17 protein-coding genes are annotated in these 17549 nt (G+C 70.3%); 8 read left to right on the top strand and 9 right to left on the bottom strand.

Annotated elements, in window-relative coordinates; translation table 11 throughout:
- Positions 1-169 precede the first annotated feature (169 nt).
- Positions 170-709 (top strand): type 1 glutamine amidotransferase domain-containing protein, encoded by a 540-nt coding sequence (locus F4558_RS24430; RefSeq protein ID WP_053658794.1) that lies wholly within the window; start codon positions 170-172, stop codon positions 707-709.
- A 171-nt stretch (positions 710-880) separates the two neighbouring features.
- Positions 881-2554: an MDR family MFS transporter gene (locus tag F4558_RS24425; protein ID WP_167946115.1), complete on the top strand. Its 1674-nt coding sequence runs from the start codon at positions 881-883 to the stop codon at positions 2552-2554.
- A gap of 16 nt (positions 2555-2570) precedes the next feature.
- Here F4558_RS24425 and F4558_RS24420 read toward each other — a convergent pair whose 3' ends face one another.
- Positions 2571-3062, bottom strand: a complete 492-nt coding sequence (locus tag F4558_RS24420; RefSeq protein WP_053658797.1) for an NUDIX domain-containing protein — start codon at positions 3060-3062, stop codon at positions 2571-2573.
- A gap of 56 nt (positions 3063-3118) precedes the next feature.
- On the opposite strand from F4558_RS24420, the gene F4558_RS24415 reads away from it, so the two are divergent.
- A complete protein-coding gene (locus F4558_RS24415) occupies positions 3119-4768 on the top strand; it encodes a fatty acid--CoA ligase (RefSeq protein WP_167946113.1) in 1650 nt (549 codons plus the stop codon).
- 189 nt (positions 4769-4957) lie between these two features.
- Here F4558_RS24415 and F4558_RS24410 read toward each other — a convergent pair whose 3' ends face one another.
- The 6 genes from F4558_RS24410 to ku form a co-directional block, all read right to left on the bottom strand.
- Entirely contained in the window at positions 4958-5968 is a 1011-nt protein-coding gene (locus tag F4558_RS24410; RefSeq protein WP_167946111.1) for an NADPH:quinone reductase, read from the bottom strand.
- A gap of 138 nt (positions 5969-6106) precedes the next feature.
- Positions 6107-6763 (bottom strand): HAD family hydrolase, encoded by a 657-nt coding sequence (locus tag F4558_RS24405; protein ID WP_167946109.1) that lies wholly within the window; start codon positions 6761-6763, stop codon positions 6107-6109.
- 32 nt (positions 6764-6795) lie between these two features.
- A complete protein-coding gene (locus F4558_RS24400) occupies positions 6796-7620 on the bottom strand; it encodes an SCO6745 family protein (protein WP_053658804.1) in 825 nt (274 codons plus the stop codon).
- Between the two features lie 192 nt (positions 7621-7812).
- A complete protein-coding gene (locus F4558_RS24395) occupies positions 7813-8529 on the bottom strand; it encodes an FKBP-type peptidyl-prolyl cis-trans isomerase (RefSeq protein ID WP_167947633.1) in 717 nt (238 codons plus the stop codon).
- A gap of 100 nt (positions 8530-8629) precedes the next feature.
- Positions 8630-9268 carry a DUF4241 domain-containing protein gene (locus tag F4558_RS24390; protein ID WP_053659409.1) on the bottom strand — a complete coding sequence of 213 codons (639 nt, stop codon included), beginning with the start codon at positions 9266-9268 and terminating at the stop codon, positions 8630-8632.
- A gap of 75 nt (positions 9269-9343) precedes the next feature.
- Positions 9344-10366: a non-homologous end joining protein Ku gene (gene ku / locus F4558_RS24385; RefSeq protein ID WP_053658808.1), complete on the bottom strand. Its 1023-nt coding sequence runs from the start codon at positions 10364-10366 to the stop codon at positions 9344-9346.
- A gap of 85 nt (positions 10367-10451) precedes the next feature.
- Between ku and ligD (F4558_RS24380) the strand changes: the two genes are divergently transcribed.
- From ligD (F4558_RS24380) to F4558_RS24365, 4 genes are all read left to right on the top strand, one after another.
- Positions 10452-11393 carry a non-homologous end-joining DNA ligase gene (ligD, locus tag F4558_RS24380; RefSeq protein WP_167946107.1) on the top strand — a complete coding sequence of 314 codons (942 nt, stop codon included), beginning with the start codon at positions 10452-10454 and terminating at the stop codon, positions 11391-11393.
- Positions 11383-12297, top strand: a complete 915-nt coding sequence (gene ligD / locus F4558_RS24375) for a non-homologous end-joining DNA ligase (protein WP_053658812.1) — start codon at positions 11383-11385, stop codon at positions 12295-12297. The genes ligD (F4558_RS24380) and ligD (F4558_RS24375) overlap by 11 nt, the downstream gene beginning before the upstream one ends.
- A gap of 90 nt (positions 12298-12387) precedes the next feature.
- Entirely contained in the window at positions 12388-13131 is a 744-nt protein-coding gene (locus F4558_RS24370) for a TIGR03089 family protein (protein WP_167946105.1), read from the top strand.
- Between the two features lie 156 nt (positions 13132-13287).
- Positions 13288-14250: a zinc metalloprotease gene (locus F4558_RS24365; protein WP_167946103.1), complete on the top strand. Its 963-nt coding sequence runs from the start codon at positions 13288-13290 to the stop codon at positions 14248-14250.
- Between the two features lie 379 nt (positions 14251-14629).
- Here F4558_RS24365 and F4558_RS24360 read toward each other — a convergent pair whose 3' ends face one another.
- Positions 14630-15001, bottom strand: a complete 372-nt coding sequence (locus F4558_RS24360; RefSeq protein WP_167946101.1) for a DUF4267 domain-containing protein — start codon at positions 14999-15001, stop codon at positions 14630-14632.
- An 87-nt stretch (positions 15002-15088) separates the two neighbouring features.
- Here F4558_RS24360 and F4558_RS24355 point away from each other — a divergent pair, with 87 nt between their 5' ends.
- Entirely contained in the window at positions 15089-15661 is a 573-nt protein-coding gene (locus tag F4558_RS24355) for a TetR/AcrR family transcriptional regulator (protein WP_167946099.1), read from the top strand.
- A 43-nt stretch (positions 15662-15704) separates the two neighbouring features.
- Here the strand turns inward: F4558_RS24355 and F4558_RS24350 are convergent, their stop codons facing one another.
- Positions 15705-17384, bottom strand: coding sequence for a DNA repair helicase XPB (locus F4558_RS24350; RefSeq protein ID WP_167946097.1), 1680 nt, complete (start codon positions 17382-17384; stop codon positions 15705-15707).
- Between the last annotated feature and the right edge of the window lie 165 nt (positions 17385-17549).

The raw sequence follows: 17549 nt of genomic DNA, 5'->3' as shown, positions 1-17549 counted from the left end.
TCCGGGCCAAACCTGGCCGGTGAGGCGTCCGGCCGCTGGTCAGGGGGCCTTTGTCAATCGGGGGGCCGCGCGCTGCCGCACAGTGCCCTTCCTTACCGGCCGGACCTGTTTCGGGTGTTCGGCGGCGGGAAGGGAATTGAGGTACCCCCCGGAGAGGAGATGTACCGAGATGACAGCGACACTGCAAGGCAAGCGGATCGCGTTCCTGGCCACCGACGGCGTCGAGGAGGTCGAGTACGTTCAGCCGCGCGAGGCCGTCGAGAAGGCCGGCGCGACCGCCGAGCTGGTCTCGCTCAAGCCGGGCTCCATCCAGGCGTTCAACCACCTGGACCAGTCGAAGACGTACGACGTGGACGTCACCGCCGACAAGGCGGACGCCGCCGGGTACGACGCGCTTGTGCTGCCCGGCGGGGTGGCGAACCCGGACTTCCTGCGTACCGACCCGGACGCGGTGCGGTTCGTGAAGGCGTTCTTCGACGCTGGCAAGCCGGTCGGGGTGATCTGCCACGGCCCGTGGACGTTGATCGAGGCGGACGTGCTGCGGGGCCGACGGATCACGTCCTGGCCGAGCCTGCGGACGGACCTGACGAACGCCGGGGCCACCTGGGTCGACGAGGAGTGCGTCACCGACGGCAACCTCACCAGCAGCCGCAACCCCGACGACCTCCCCGCCTTCTGCGAAAAGATCACCCAAACCTTCGCCGCCTGACCGTCCCCCCTCGCCCCCGGCCCCGTCCCACCTTGTCGATCATGAGGTTGGCGGGAGCGATACGCCGATCCGGCCCCGCCAACCTCATGATCAACCCGGGGAGGGCGGGGGTGGGCGGGACGGGGTGGGGGTCGGGACGCATGGTTTCTGTTGGGCGGGAAAGTAGGCGGAATGACCCAAGCCTCCGCCGCCCCGGTGTTGAATCACCGGCAGATCCGGCTGCTCATGCTCGGTCTGATGACCGGCATGCTGCTGGCCGCACTCGACCAGACCATCGTCGGTACGGCCCTGCCGACAATCGTCGGTGAACTGGGTGGGATCAACCACTACTCGTGGGTGGTCACGGCGTACCTGCTCGCCTCGACGGCGTCGACGCCGTTGTACGGCAAGATGGCCGACCTGTACGGCCGCCGGCCGGTGTTCCTGTTCTCGATCGGCACGTTCCTGGTCGGGTCGTTGCTGGCCGGGTTGTCGCAGAACATGACCCAGCTGATCGTCACCCGGGGCATCCAGGGCCTCGGCGCGGGTGGCCTGATGACGTTGGCGTTCACGATCATCTCGGACGTGGTGTCCCCCCGCGATCGTGGCCGCTACCAGGGGTTGTTCGGCGCGGTGTTCGGCATCTCGTCGGTGGCTGGCCCGCTTGTCGGTGGTTACTTCGCGGAGACCGACTGGCGGTGGATCTTCTACATCAACGTGCCGCTGGGGATCCTTGCCATCGTGGTCTGCTACCACGTGATGCGGCTGATCCCGTTCGAGCGGCGTAAGCACGCGATCGACTGGCTGGGCGCGGGTCTGCTTGTCGCCGGGGTGAGCTGTCTGCTGCTGGCGTTGAGCTGGGGCGGCAACGAGTACCCGTGGGGTTCCGGGGTGATCATCGGCCTGCTGGCCGCGGGCGCGGTGCTGGCAGTGCTCTTCGTGCTCCAGGAGGCCCGTGTCGCCGAGCCGATCCTGCCGCTGCGGCTGTTCCGCAGCGCCACGTTCGCGCTCGCCAACTCCGCAGGCTTCGTGCTGGGTCTGGTGATGTTCGGCTCGATCATCTTCATCCCGCTGTACCTGCAGATCGTCAAGGGCGCCTCGCCGACCCGCAGCGGTCTGCTGATGCTGCCGATGATGGCGGGCATCATCGTCACGTCGATCGTCACCGGCCGGGCGATGAGCCGCATCGGGCGGTACAAGTGGTTCCCGGTCGCCGGGGCGGTGACGCTGGTGCTGGGCATGCTGCTGTTCACGAGGCTGCACGTGGACACCTCGCTGTGGGTGGCGTTCGGCTTCATGGTGGTCATCGGCGTCGGCCTGGGTCTGTGCATGCAGTCGCTGGTCCTGGCGGTGCAGAACGCGGTCTCGGTGCGGGACCTGGGCGCCGGTACGTCCTCGGCGACGTTCTTCCGGTCGCTTGGTGGTTCGTTCGGCGTGGCGATCCTCGGCACGCTGCTGTCCTCGCGGCTCAACACGCAGTTGGCCGAACGGCTGCCGGGCGCGATCGCCCAGCTTCCGCCAGATCAGCAGGCGGCGATCGCGGCGAGCGGCGGTACGAACATCTCGATCAACGACCCGGCGACGATCATGGCGTTGCCCGGTGCGGTGCGGGCCGCCATCCAGGAGTCGTTCGTCGACTCGCTGCACCTGGTCTTCCTGACCGCCGGCCTGGTCGCCATCGTGGCGGTGCTGGTCACAGTGGCGATGCCAAACAACACGCTGCGAGGTGCCGGGCCGGAGGGTGCCACCGGTGGTGCCGACCCGATCGGCGGTAAGGCTCCGGCGCCGGGCGGCAAGCCGCTCACCAAGGAGTCGAAGGATGAGGCCGCCGCCGACATGGAGGCCAAGTCCCAGACGATGATCTGACGGACCGCCGGCTCACCTACTTCAGGATGAGCCGGTTGGTCTGATCGAAGACGTCCAGGTCGGCCAGGGTCTCGTTGACCGAGGCGGAGAGCGGTGCCGGGAACCGGTCGCGGGGAAAGAAGCCCGCGTCGGTGGTCTCGTCGGTGGTCCGGGACAGCTGCCCATCCCACTCCTCCACCTTGAACGCGGTGGTGAAGACCTGGTACGTGTGCCCGTACATGTTGGTGCTGGTCCGGTCCGGGCCGGTGTAGAGGGCGAACGCGCAGACCCGCAGCGCCCGCAGCCCGGTCTCCTCGCGGACCTCGCGTACGGCGCAGTCGGCGATCGACTCACCCAGCTCCATGGCGCCGGCGGGCATTGCCCACTGGCCGTTGTCCGAGCGTTGGATCAGCAGGATGCGCCCGGCGTTGTCGTTGACCACGGCCCGGGCGCCGACGAACATCAGCGTCCGGTCACCGGCCAGCGCGCGTAGTTGCCCCACGTACGAATCGGCCCAGGAAATGCTCACCTGCGCCAATTTACGGGGGTTCCCAACGTGTGACCGGCGACACTAACTTGTTACCCATGCGTAGCACGATGATGGACGCCCCTCTGCAGGTCTCCCGGATCCTCGACCACGGCGCCGGGGTGCACGGCACGGCCGAGGTGGTCACCTGGACCGGCGGCGAACCCCGCCGGATGACGTACGCCGAGGTGGGCCGCGCGGCGGCGCGGCTGGCACACGCGCTGCGCGACGAGTGCGGGGTGACAGGCGACGAGCGGGTCGCCACGTTCATGTGGAACAACAACGAGCACCTGGTGGCGTACTTCGCGGTGCCGAGCATGGGTGCGGTGCTGCACACCCTCAACATCCGGCTCTTTCCCGACCAGGTCTCCTACATCGCCAACCACGCGCAGGACCGGGTGGTGCTCGTCGACAGCACGCTCATCCCGCTGCTGGCCCGGGTGATCGGCGAGCTGGCAACAGTGCGGCACGTCGTGGTGGTCGGCGGCGGTGACCCGGCGCCCCTGGTGGCTGCTGCCGGTGACCGGATCACCGTGCACCACTGGGACGCGCTGCTCGCCGACCGTCCCGACACGTTCGACTGGCCCGAGGTGGACGAGCGGGACGCGGCGGCGCTCTGCTACACCTCGGGCACCACCGGACATCCCAAGGGCGTCGCCTACTCGCACCGCTCGATCTACCTGCACTCGTTGCAGGTCTGCATGCCCGAGGGGTTCGGCCTCGGGCCGACCGATCGGGAGCTGGCGATCGTGCCGATGTTCCACGCCATGTCGTGGGGCCTGCCGTACGCGGCGTTCCTGTCCGGCGCGTCGCTGATCATGCCGGACCGATTCCTCCAGGCGGCGCCGATCGCCGAGATGATCGCCGCCGAGCGGCCGACGCTGGCCGGCGCGGTGCCGACCATCTGGACCGACCTGCTCGCATACCTGGACACCCACGACGTGGACACCTCGTCGCTCACCGAGGTGATCGTCGGTGGCTCGGCCTGCCCGCCGGCCCTGATGCACGCGTTCGACGAGCGGCACGGCATCGACGTGATCCACGCCTGGGGGATGACAGAGATGTCCCCGCTGGGTTCGGTCTCCCGCCCACCGGCCGGCGCGAGCGGTGAGCAGGCGTGGCGCTACCGCTACACGCAGGGCCGGGTGCCGGCCGGCGTGCAGGCGCGCATCGTCGGCCCGGCGGGCGAGCCACTGCCCGCCGACGGCACGTCAGTGGGCGAGCTGGAGGTCCGGGGGCCGTGGGTGACCGCACGGTACGTCGGTGACGACGCCCCCGACGAGGAGAAGTTCCGCGACGGCTGGCTGCGTACCGGGGACGTGGGCACGCTGTCCCCGGACGGGTACCTGACGCTCACCGACCGGGCCAAGGACGTGATCAAGTCCGGTGGTGAGTGGATCTCCTCGGTGGAGCTGGAAAATGCGCTGATGGCCCATCCGGCGGTGCTGGAGGCCTGCGTGGTGGGGGTGCCGGACGAGCGGTGGGGCGAGCGTCCGTTGGCCACCGTGGTGGTCCGGGAGGGCGGCACGGCGACCGCCGAGGAACTGCGCGACTTCCTGGCCGCCACAGTTGTCCGCTGGCAGCTGCCCGAGCGGTGGGCGTTCATCGACGCGGTGCCCAAGACCAGCGTCGGGAAGTTCGACAAGAAGGTCGTCCGTTCGCGGTACGCCGGAGGCGAGCTCAGTGTCCGGGAGCTGACAGCCCCGTAACGTTTTAGCGGGCACCGTCGCCTGTTGGGGAAGAGGGAATTCTCCTGATCATTTCCTCCCCAGGGGGCGGCCCCGGCGTTCGCACCGCGCCGGGGCCGCCCTTTCCTTGCGGGTAACCCGCACCGTCATTGTTGCGAAAATTGTTCGGCTCTGTCCTGATGACGGGGAAATCAGCAGCCGAAGACCCGATCAGGCGTCGCTGGTGGTGATCTGGACCTTGCCCACCACCGAGTCCTCTACCGCCTGGTGGGCCGCCGCCGCGTCCGCCAGCGGGTAGGTGTGCAGCGGCAGGCCGGCGTCGGCGCCCACCCGGATGCCACCCTGGTTGGCCGCCGCCGCCACGTCGACCACGCCCTGTGCCTTTGCCGCCTTCGGCTCCGTGTAGACCAGCACGAACTGCCACCTGCTGTTGAGCGCGAACAGTGGACGGACCGGCACCGTCATCTCGGCGCCACCGTCGTCGGCGTACACGCAGACAGCGCCGCCCTGCCGGAGGACCTGCGCGTCCGTCGACGCGTTGCGGGCAGGGGAGACCTCGACGACCGTGTGGACCCCGTCCGGGGCGATCTTGCGGACCTCCTCGACCACGTCCTGCTCCCGGTAATTGATCACCAGGGAGGCGCCGGCTGCCGCAGCGAGCTGCGCCTTCTCCGGGCTGCTCACCGTGGCGATCACAGTGGCGTCAGCCCACCGGGCCAACTGGATCGCCGCGTTGCCGACAGCGCCCGCCCCGCCCTGCACCAGCACTGTGTGGTCGGCCAACGCGCCGGCGCGCAGCGCGTCCGGCATGAGCTCGCCGGCCGTCAGGCAGCGGTGCGCGGTCAGGAACGGGATGCCCAGGCTCGCCCCCAGCTCGAACGAGGCGTCACCCAGCGGCACCGTCTGCCGCACCGGCACCAGCGTGTACTCCGCGGCGGTGCCCCACGGCCGCTGCCAGGCAGCCTCCCAGATCCAGACCCGTTCACCGATCAGCTCGGCGTCGACTCCCGTGCCGACCGCCTCGATCACTCCCGCGCCGTCCTGCCCGGGGATCTGCCACCCCTTCGGCGCGGAGGACCGCCGGGACTTCCAGTCCGTCGGGTTCACCCCGGACACCGCCATCCGGACCAGGACCTCGCCCGCCCCCGGCTCCGGCACCGGGCGGTCGACCAACTCCAGCACCGAAGGGTCGCCGGTGCGCTCGTACACGATGGCCTTCATCCGTCGACTCCTCAGCTGTCCGGCGCGCGGCACCCGTGTCGAGCACCGTCGCCTGCGGTACCCCGCACGGTCCCCGTCATGCCGACCGACACCGGCCCGGAAACCGCACAACCGGGGACAGCCGTGACGGCGCGCAGGTCAACCCTTCAGCCCGCCCACCAGCTCCGGACTCAGCTCACCGATCGAACCCACTGTCACCGCCGCCAACGCCGCCGCATCCGGGTCCAGGGGGTACGAGCCGTGCGGCACCGCCACCACACGCATCCCCGCCGCGGCAGCCGACCGGACCCCGTTCGACGAGTCCTCCACCGCCGCACAGCGGGTCGCGTCGACGCCGAGGCGCCGCGCGACGGTCAGGTACACGTCCGGTGCCGGCTTGCCCCGCTCGGTCTCCTCGGTGGACAGGGTGACGGCGAAAGCGTCGGTCAGACCCGTGGCGTCCAGCGCCGCAGCGATCAGCCGGGTCGGCGACGAGCTGGCCAACCCCAGCGGCCACCGCGCGGCCATCCGGCGCACCACCTCGTCGGCGCCGTCGATGAGGGGTACGTGCTCCCGGTAGCGCCGGGCCATCTCCCGCACCACCTCGTCGGCGACCTGCTCAGCGGTGCGCTGCACGCCCAGCTCGCCACTGAGATAGGCGGCCCACTCGCCGGTGCTCATACCCATCAGCCGACGCTGGGTGTCCGGCTGCCACGTCCCGCCGTGCTCGGCCACGTACGCCCGCCGGACCTCCTCCCACACGGGCTCGGAATCCACGATCACGCCGTCCAGGTCGAAAACCACAGCATCCACCACGGGCCCATCCTGCCCGACCCGGAGGCGTCCGGTCAGGCGGGCAGTGGGGGCAGCCCGATCGGGCTGTCCGGCGGGATCAGCGTGTGACAGGACCGGGCGATCGGTTCCAGCAGCTCACGCAGCCGGTCGGTGCGATCCACGCCGAGGGCCAACCACGGGTGTTCGGCGGCCCGGTCGGTGGCGTCCTCGACGGCCTGGAAGTCGGCCCGACTCTGCTCGGTGGCCGTACCGTCCGGTGCCAACCAGCCGCGCTGTGTCAGCCGCTCGCAGGCGGCGTGCCACTGCTCTTCCGTCCAGCCCCGGCCCAGCAGGTTCACAGGTGACATGCCGACGGCCACCTTCCAGGCCAGCGTCTCCACCGGGTCCAGGCCAGCGGCCACCAGCGCCGCAACGTGCCCGTCGCCCCGCTGCTCGCGCAGCGTCGTCGCGGCCTGCCAGATTCGGGCCAGGGGGTACTCCCCGATCGGCAGCGCCGCATTGGCAGCGCCGAGCACCCGGCCCGCCGTCTGCGCCGCAGTGGCGGCCTCCTCCAGCAGGTCGGCGGTCTCCATGAGGTGCGCCTCGGGCAACTCGTAGGTCAGCTCGGCGAGCGCCTGCACGGCACCTGTCAGCCGGGCCCGCAACGCCTCCGTCGGCGTGGCCAACCGCCACACCGCCGGCAGCGCCCGGCTCACCATCGGCGGCGCGAAGGTGAAGAAGGCGGCAATCACCGGAGCCGCCTCGGTGGCGCCCAGCGGCGCGGAGCGGCCCGCGAAGTAGCCACGCCAGTACCCGCGCAGGCCGACCGCCTCGTACGCGGCACGGGCCCGGGGATGGAAGTAGGTGACAGCGTGCACCGCTTCGAAGTGCGTCCACATCAGCCGGGCGGTCCGCCCAGGCTCAGCCAGCGTCGTCACACCGCACCTCCGCGTCCCCGTCCGGATGCCCACCCCGGGGCGGCGGACCGCCCAGGGGGTGACGCCGAACCTACTGCCGGTGGGTAACCGGCCGGAAGCCCCATGTGAACAACTCCATCGCGCCCGGACGACAACCGGGGCGATCCAGACAGATCACTGGGCGGCGAGCACGTCCACCACGAAGCGCAGCGGGCCGGTCGGACGACCGCCAGCGGCTGCCTCGTCGTTGCCGTACGCCAGCTCGCCCGGGATGTCGAGCTGCACCCGGCTGCCCACGGTCACGCCCACCAGGCCCTGGTCCCAGCCGGGAATGACCTGCCCCACCCCGATGGCGAAGGTGGCCGGCTGGCCCGCGTTCCAGGACGAGTCGAACTCCTTGCCGTCCTTGTAGAACACGCCCACGTAGTTGGTGGTGATGGTCTGGCCCTGCTTGACGGCCGGGCCGGTGCCCTTGATCACCGGGGTGACAGTGAGCTTCTTCAGCTCGCCAGTGCCGGCCTTCACCGTCGGCTTCTTGCTCAGCGCCGGGTCGGCGTTCTCGGGCATCTGCGGAGCCGGGGGCGCGGTGGGGGCGTCCGCAGCCGGGGCGGACGCCGACGGGGTCGCACCGGCCTGGTTGGCGGGCTTGTCGTCGCCCCGGTTCCGGTCGATCCACACGAAACCGCCGATCAGCAGCGCCATCACGGCGACGCCGGCGAGGCCACCCGCCCACGCGTTGCGGCGTCGCTTCGCCTCGGCGGCCTTCTGGGCCGCCAGCTGGGCGGCCAGCCGTCGCCCCGCCTTCGTTGCCGGGCTCTGGCCCTCCGACCGGTTCTGCTGCGTCCGCTCGCTCACGTCGTCGACTCCCTGCTGCGAAGGTGTGGCCGGCACCCGGTGCCGGGGGGAAAGCCGACGCACACGGTACCCGCCCTGCGGCCCGCTGTGCCCGCCCCGGACGTCTCGGATCGCCCACGGAGGCCGTCGCGGGACGTTATTCGGGTACGACCATGAAGTCGGTCACGAACGACGTGACACTCCCGTCGGCCGCGCGCCCGATCCAGGTTCCGTAGCAACCGTCGCCCCAACCCGTGGTGACGGTGACGACGTTCGCGCCGGTGGTCTCGTCCAGCACGGCCGTGATCAGCCCCGGGACCTGCGACTCGGGCGGCTCCGCGGGGATGAAGACCTCCTCGACGCGATCCTCGTCCCAGGCTTCCAGGGCGGCGAGCGCTGTCGGGTCGGCGAGAGTGCCGGCGCCGGCGTCCACCCCGTACCCGAAGTAGTCGTCCGGGCCGAGGGCGGCGACATCCTGGTCGCCCGCGACGGCCGGCTCCCAGCGCACCGTCGGCGCCTCGGAGATCACCAGCTCCAGTGCCGCCACCCGCCGGTCGACCTCGGCGTCCTCCCGCAGCACCGCAGCCACCCAGGCGCGGGCTGGATGACGCCCAGGCGGCACCGTGACAGTGAACGGCTCGGCCTCAGGGCGGACCAGCGGGTCGCACCCGACCACCTGGCCGGTCGGCAGCACGATGTCGCCCACCGGGTGGACCTCGATCAGGTACGCGCCGTGCGCGTCGGTGAAGCGCGCCCCGGGCGTCAACAACCGGTCCAGGTCAGGGGTGTACGGCATGAGGGCTCCTCCGGTTGCCAGCGGCCGGCGGAGCGTACCCGGTCCGGCCGACACCCCTCGTCGCTGCCGTACCGGTCAGGCGGTCTTGCGCGGTGCGGTCTTGCGGGCGGTCGTCTTCTTCGCGGGTTCGGCCTTCTTCGCCGCTGTCTTCTTGGCGGCGGTCTTCTTCGCCGGCTCGGCCTTGGCTGCCGTCTTCTTCTCGGCGGCCTTCTTGGTGGCGGTCTTCTTCGCAGGGGTCTTCTTGGCGGCTGCCTTCTGCGCCGAGCGGGCCGACGAGATGGGCGTCGGCTCGCCGCCACCGCCGCGGGCGGGTTGCTCGCCGCGCGCCGCACGGGCCCTGTCCACCGACGCCTTCAGCGCGGCCATCAGGTCCACCGCCGCGGCCGGGGCCTCCTCGGCCTCCTCCGGCTGGACGACCTCCCGACCCTCCACCTTGGCGTCGATGACCTCCTGCAATGCCGCCCGGTAGTCGTCGGTGAACACGTCCGGCTCGAACTCGCCGGCCATCGAGTCGATGAGCGAACTGGCCATCGCCAACTCCGGCGGGCGGACCTTGAGGTCCTCGTCGAGGAAACCGAAATCCGGGGTACGGATCTCGTCCGGCCAGAGCATCGTGTTGAGCAGCAGCACACCCTCGCGCACCCGCAGCGTTGCGAGCTGCTCCCGCTGGCGCAGCGCCACCTTGACGATCGCCACCCGCTCCGAGTCGATGAGCGCGTCGCGCAGCAGCACGTACGGCTTGGTGGCGGTGCCCTCCGGTTCGAGGAAGTACGCCTTGTTGTAGAGGATCGGGTCGACCTGCTCGGCGGGTACGAACTCCAGCACGTCGATGGCACGTGAGCTGGTCAGGGGCAGCTCGGCGAAGTCCTCGTCGGTGAGGATCACCATCTCGCCGCCGCCGATGTCGTAGCCCTTGGCGATGTCGTCGTAGGTGACCTCCTCGCCGCAGACCGAGCAGGTGCGCTTGTAGCGGATCCGACCGCCGTCCTCGCGGTGGACCTGGTGGAACCGGATGTCCTTCTCCTCGGTCGCGGAGTAGAGCTTCACCCCGATCGAGACGAGCCCGAACGACACGGCTCCCTTCCAGATGGCACGCATCCTGCGCTCCCTTCCCCGGTATCGACCATGCTCGCATCCGAAAGAACCGGACGCGAGGTGTTCGGCCTGGTACTACAGTCGGGTCGTGCCCGGAGCGCCGCTCAAGCCGATGCTCGCGATGACCGGGCCCCTCCCTGCGGGTGACGGCTGGGCCTACGAGTTCAAATGGGACGGCATCAGGGCACTCGCCGACATCTCCGGTCGCGCTCAACATCTGTACGCCCGTACCGGCGTGGAGATCACCGCCGCGTACCCGGAGCTGGCCACCCTGCCCGAGCAGGTCGACGACGTGCTGCTCGACGGCGAGGTGGTGCTGTTGGGCGAGGGCGGGCAGCCGTCGTTCACCGCGTTGGCCGAGCGCATGCACGTCCGGGACCGCAACAAGGCGGCACGGTTGGCGGCGGTCATGCCGGTCACGTACATGATCTTCGACCTGCTGCGGATCAATGGCGACGACCTGACCGGCTGGCCGTACGAGCGCCGCCGGGAGGCCCTGGACGCGCTCGCGCTCGGCGGGGCCCGGTGGGCGGTGCCGCCGGTCTTCTCCGACGGCCCGGCCACCTACGAGGCGGCCGGCGAGCACGGCCTGGAGGGCGTGATGGCCAAGCGGGTCGACGCCGTCTACCGGCCGGGGGTGCGCTCGCCGGACTGGGTGAAGGTCAAGCTGGAGGTGACCGGCGACTTCGTGGTGGGCGGCTGGCGGCCGGGAGCGCGCCGCATCGGCGGGCTGCTGGTCGGCGTACCCGGCCCGGACGGCCGGCTGATCTACCGTGGGCGGGTCGGCGGCGGGATCGGCGCAGCCATGGAACGGCAGCTCCTCGCCGAGCTGGAGCCGTTGCGCTCCGGCGTGTCACCGTTCGCGGCGGGTGTGCCGCGCGAGGATGCCCGGGGTGCCATCTGGGTAGAACCCCGGGTGGTGGTGGAGGTGAAGTACGGCCAGCGCACCCCCGACGGCCGGCTGCGCTTCCCCCGGGTGCTGCGGTTGCGCCCGGACAAGCCGCCGGAGGAGGTCGAGGATGCCGGCTGACCGGCTGAAGGTGGACGTCGAGGGCCGCCCACTGGAGTTGTCCAACCTGGACAAGGTCCTCTATCCGGCGGCAGGCTTCACAAAGGGTGAGGTGATCGACTACTACACCCGGATCTCCCCGGTGCTACTGCCGCACCTGGCCGACCGACCGGTGACCCGGATCAGGTTTCCCAACGGGGTGGACGACAAATCGTTCTTCGAGAAGAACAAGCCGGCAGCCACCCCGGACTGGGTGCGGGTGGAAACCCTGCCAGCGCCCGGCTCGACCAAGGGCCGGGAGACCATCGACTACGTGGTCGCCGACGACCTGCCGACCCTGGTCTGGCTGGCCAACCTGGCCGCGCTGGAGCTGCACACACCGCAGTGGAAGGTCGGCGAACACCCGGACATGATGGTTGTCGACCTGGACCCGGGGCCGCCGGCAGGGCTCGCCGAGTGCTGCCCGGTGGCGGTGCTGATGCGCGACCGGCTCGCCGACGACGGCATCGACTCGTACCCGAAGACATCAGGCAAGAAGGGCATGCAGCTGTGCTGCCCGATCGCCGGCAACCAGTCCGCCGACGACGTCTCCGCCTACGCGCGTCGCATCGCGCAGGAGTTGGAGAAGGAGCACCCGAAGCTCATCGTGTCGAAGATGGCCAGGAACCTGCGCCCCGGCAAGGTCTTCATCGACTGGAGTCAGAACAACGCGGCGAAGACGACAGTCGCGCCGTACTCGCTGCGCGCCCAGCGGGCACCATCGGTGTCGACGCCGCTGACCTGGGACGAGGTCGAGGCCGGCGCCCGCGGCCGGAAGCCGGCCGTCCGCCAGTTCACCTCCGCCGAGGTCCTGGACCGTGTCGAGGAGTACGGCGACCTGCTCGCCCCGCTGCTCGACGGCGGCCCGGAACTGCCCGCGCGCTGACGTTGCCGACAACTACGGCTGTCGGCCGACGACGGTCGGGACCAAAGTCGTTGAGTAGGGTGAATCCGACGTCGTCACCGGGGAGCGGACATGCAGGCAACCGTCACTGTCGACCTACCCGTCGACGTCGAACGTCCCCTGCTCAGCTATCGCGACGAGGCCACCGGTGAACGCGTCGACCTGGCCGCGCACCAGCTCGGTGCCTGGGCGGCGCGCAGCGCGAGCCTCCTGCGGGACGGCTGCGGGCTCGGCCCCGGCAGCCGCGTAGCGGTGCTGCTGCCGCCGCACTGGCGTACCGCCGCGGTGTTGTTGGGGGCGTGGGCCTCGGGCCTGGCGGTGTCGTTCCGGCCGCGCGCCACGGCGGGCCTGCCCGTGCTCGAACCGGGCGGCGACCGGCCGTTCGACGCGGTCTTCGTGACGTCGGAGCGGCAGGACGACTGGCTGGAGGACGTGCCGGACGCCCCACATCGCTACCTCGTCGGCACCGGGCCGGGCCGACTGGCCGACGTCCCGTTGGGCTGGTTGGACTGGTCCGCCGAGGTGCTCCGGCACCCGGACGTCACGCCCGACCACGCCGCCATCCAGCCGTCGGATCCGGCCAGCGCGGACGGGACGACCTACGGGCAGTGGGGTGCGCTCGCCCAGGAGGTCGCGGGGATGCTGGGCCTGCGCGCCGGCGATCGGCTGCTTGTCGACGCCGCCGAGCACGAGCAGCCGCTGAAGTGGTTGCTCGCGCCGCTGTCGGCTGGCGCGTCAGTGGTGATCAGCGCCAACCTCGACCCGGCGCGGCGGGACGCGGTCGTCGCCGCCGAACAGGCGACCCGGGTCCTCTGACCTGCGTCGGTCGGCCCAACAGCGCTCCGCGAAGCGGTTCTGTTACATCGACATCTGCCCTGCTCAAGGGGTCTTTCGTCGATGCCGTAGGCGTGTTCTCATACCCCACGACGACGTCATCGACGCGCACCGCTTCCCGCACTGAAAGGTGCAACGATGCACAGGAGACCAACCTTCCGACTGGCCGTCCTCACCGCCACCGCCGCGACGCTCCTGGCGTCCGGCGGCGCCTCCGGGGCGCTTGCCACTGCCGCCCCCGCAACCGCCTCTCCGGGTGTCGAGGCGTGTGAGTCGGGCGCCGACCGGCACAGCGCGGCCCGGGTCGCCAAGGGCGCCACCGCGCAGGAGCCAGAGCTGTACTCCACGAACGAGGCGAAGGCCTATGGGGTGATCAAGGACGCCCCGCGCCTGGCCAACGGCAGCGTCACAGTGCCGACGGTCTTCCACATGGTGTCGGACCACCCTCTCAGCGCGGCCGAGCGGACCAGGTGGAACACCCTGATCGCCGCGCAGCTGACCGTGCTCAACGACTCGTTCGCGGGCCGTACAGCGGCGAACGCCTCCGACACGCCGTTCCGGTTCTCGCTCGTCGAGACGACGTGGACGGTGAACAGCGCCTGGTACACGGTCGAGCCGGGCAAGAACGAGCGGGACATGAAGAGGGCGCTGCACACCGGCGACTCGGAGACCCTCAACGTGTACGCGGCCAACATCGGCGGCGGGCTCCTCGGCTGGGCGTACTTCCCGAAGGACTACAACAACGGCCGCGCGTACATCGACGGTGTGGTGATGCTCGACGAGTCGATGCCGGGCGGCACCGCCGGCAAGTACGCCCTCGGCGACACGCTGACGCACGAGGTCGGGCACTGGCTGATGCTGGAGCACACCTTCGCCCACGGCTGCTCCGCCGCAGGCGACTTCGTGGCCGACACTCCGCGCGAGGCGGGGCCGCAGTTCGACTGCCCGGTGGGCGCGGACTCCTGCACCGCGCCAGGGCTGGACCCGATCCACAACTTCATGGACTACACGCAGGACTCCTGCATGAACATGTTCACACCCGGCCAGGCCGACCGGATGAGCGACGCCTGGGTGGCGTTCCGGGCCGGCGGCGCCGGATAACCCACCTGAGGTAAGGGCCGGCGGTTCGCTTCGCGGCGACCCGCCGGCCCTGCTGCTTCACCCGTCCGGTTGAGCCCGCTCGTTCCGTCGAGCCTCACGTTCTGCCTGCTCCTACGCTTCGCCGGAGGCATCCGGCACATTTCACCGGCGGAGGGCACATGGCGTCGAGGCGTACACGTCGGACACTGGTGTCGGCAGTCGCCGGTGGACTGTTCGCCCTCGGCGTCGTCGCGCCCGGCCCGGCGGCCGCACCCCTGCCGCGCGCGGCTCGGTTCGGTGAAACCGGGGCATCAACCCGCATCGGATGCCGCGACTTCCAGGAAGCCGAGTCGATCAAGGTGAGGCGGTCAGGACAGAAGCGGCAGGGTGTCGCTGGCGCTCACAGGGCGAACAGGAGGGCGGCGTCGAGGAGGACGACGACGGCGGTGCTGAAGTGGATACCGAAGGCGACGGCCTTCGTTCCGCCGTTCCGCAGCACGATGACGGTGTCGCCCAGCGGGACAAGCGCGACGATCAGCATGAACCACGCGACCGCGTCGGCGGTCGTGAAGGCGATCAAGGCCAGTCCGAGCAGGCCGTAGGTGAGATCGCGTACTCCCTTGACCGTGAGGTAGGCGGGATCTCCCTCCGGTCGGGCCGGGACGCCGTACCCGGCAGCCGACGCGGTGGGCACCAGCAGGAACCGCGCACCGATCCACGCGATGAAGAGGTTGAGCACGACGGCGAGCCCGTAGGCGATGAAGGACAGCATGATCTGCTCCAGTTCCTAGCACTGCTAGATAGGAGAGCGACGCTAGCAGAGCATCGGCAGAATATCTAGCGGTGCTAGGATTGGTGCATGTCGACGCAGGGACGCCGGGAGCGCGAGCGGGCGGAACGGGAACAGGCGATCATCGCCGCAGCACGTGACCTAGCCCTGGCGGAAGGCTGGGACGCGGTGACCACCCGCCGGCTCGCCGCCGAGATCGAGTACAGCCAGCCCGTCCTCTACAGCCACTTCAAGGGCAAGGACGCCATCATGGCGGCCGTCGCCATCGAGGGCTTCGCCGAGCTTGCCAACGCCCTAGCCTCGGCCCGGGCCTCGGCAGTCAGTCCCCGACAGGCGGTCGCCGACGTCGCGGCGGCATACGTCGAGTTCGCCGAGCAGCGTCCCGCGCTCTACGACGCGATGTTCACCCTCGCCGTGGACCTGCCGTTCGCCACCCAGAACGTCCCGACGGACCTGGCCCGAGGCTTCGCAGAACTGGCCGAGACGGTGCGCCCGGTCGCCGGGGACGACGACCTGGAGACGTTCACCGAGACGTTCTGGAGCGGCCTGCACGGGCTGGTCACACTGATGCGCAGCGGCCGGCTCCGCCGCCCCGGCCACGACCGCCGGCTGTCGGTGCTGGTGGACCGCTTCTCCCGGTGAGATCCGGACTAGGAAAACCGAGCCGGTCAAGGCCGCCCGTGGGTCAGTCGAACGACGGCAGGGACGGGCCGAGGACGTCGTCGGCGTCCACGATCGTGTACGCGTACCCCTGCTCGGCCAGGAAGCGCTGCCGGTGTGCCGCGTACTCGGTGTCGATCGTGTCCCGGGAGACCACCGTGTAGAAGTGCGCCTGCCGCCCGTCGGCCTTCGGCCGCAGCACCCGACCCAGCCGCTGCGCCTCCTCCTGCCGCGACCCGAACGTCCCCGACACCTGGATCGCCACCGCCGCCTCGGGCAGGTCGATGGAGAAGTTGCCGACCTTGGAGATCACCAACGTCCGCAGCTCGCCGGACCGGAACGCGTCGAACAACCGCTCGCGCTCCTTGTTCGTGGTCGAGCCCTGGATGATCGGCGCGTCGAGGTATTCGCCGAGCTGGTGCAACTGGTCGATGTACGCGCCGATCACCAGCACCTGATCCTCCGGGTGCCGGTCGACGAGCGCCTTCACCACCGGCAGCTTCGTGCGGGCGGTAGCCGCCATCCGGTACCGCTCCTCGGCCTCCGCCGTCGCGTACGACATCCGCTCCGCGTCGGTGAGGGTCACCCGGACCTCGACACACTCGGCCGGGGCGATCCACCCCTGCGACTCGATGTCCTTCCACGGAGCGTCGTACCGCTTCGGACCGATCAGGCTGAACACGTCGCCCTCCCGGCCGTCCTCGCGTACCAATGTCGCCGTCAGGCCCAGCCGGCGGCGGGCCTGGAGATCCGCGGTGAACCGGAAGATCGGCGCGGGCAGCAGGTGCACCTCGTCGTAGACGACAAGACCCCAGTCGCGGGCACCGAACAGGTCAAGGTGGGTGAACGCGCCACTGCGCCGCGAGGTGAGCACCTGGTACGTCGCGATGGTGACCGGGCGGATCTCCTTACGCTCGCCGGAGTACTCGCCGATCTCCTCCTCGGTGAGCGAGGTGCGGGCGATCAGCTCCCGCTTCCACTGCCGGCCGGCGACGGTGTTGGTGACCAGGATCAGCGTTGTCGCCTTCGCCTCGGCCATCGCCGCCGCCCCGACAAGGGTCTTGCCGGCCCCGCAGGGCAGCACCACCACACCCGACCCGCCGGCCCAGAACGCCTCGACGGCTTCCCGCTGGTACGACCGCAGCGTCCACGGCTTGCGCCCGTCCTTGCCGGCCTCGGCCAGCTCGATCGGGTGCGCCTCGCCGTCGACGTACCCGGCCAGGTCCTCCGCCGGCCAACCCAACTTCAGCAGCGCCTGCTTGAGCCGGCCACGCTCGGACGGGTGCACCTGGATCGTGTCGTCGTCGATCTTGTTCCCAAGCATGCCGGCGAGCTTCTTGCTCTTGGCCACCTCGATCAGCACGAGCCGGTCCAGCGCACGCAGCACCAACCCGTACGCCGGGTCGTTGGCGAGTTGGAGCCGGCCGTACCGGTCCATCGTCTCGGCGACGTCCACCAGGAGCGCGTGCGGCACCGGGTACCGCGAGTATTTGAGCAGCGAGTCCACCACGCCCTCGGCGTCGTGCCCGGCGGCGCGGGCGTTCCAGAGCCCGAGCGGGGTCAGCCGATAGGTGTGCACATGTTCGGGAGAGCGCTCCAGCTCGGCGAACGGCGCGATCGCCATCCGGCAGGCCTGCGCGTCGGGGTGGTCGATCTCCAGCAAAAGGGTCTTGTCCGACTGAACGATCAGTGGTCCACCACTCACGCCAGCGTCCTCTCCTCGATTGGCTGTCGGGTCGCGGCAGTCGCTTACCCGACGCTGGCCGACCATCCAGTGTCGCACGATCCGGGATCAGCAAAGAAAGATGCCGACTGGGCGCAACCGCGACCGTACTGACAAACGTCTAGCAATGGGACGACTGTCCAGGGG

It is taken from the genome of Micromonospora profundi (assembly GCF_011927785.1).
GTDB lineage: Bacteria > Actinomycetota > Actinomycetes > Mycobacteriales > Micromonosporaceae > Micromonospora > Micromonospora profundi.
Note: the sequence above shows the minus strand (reverse complement) of the source record. Positions and strands in the feature narration are given on the sequence as shown.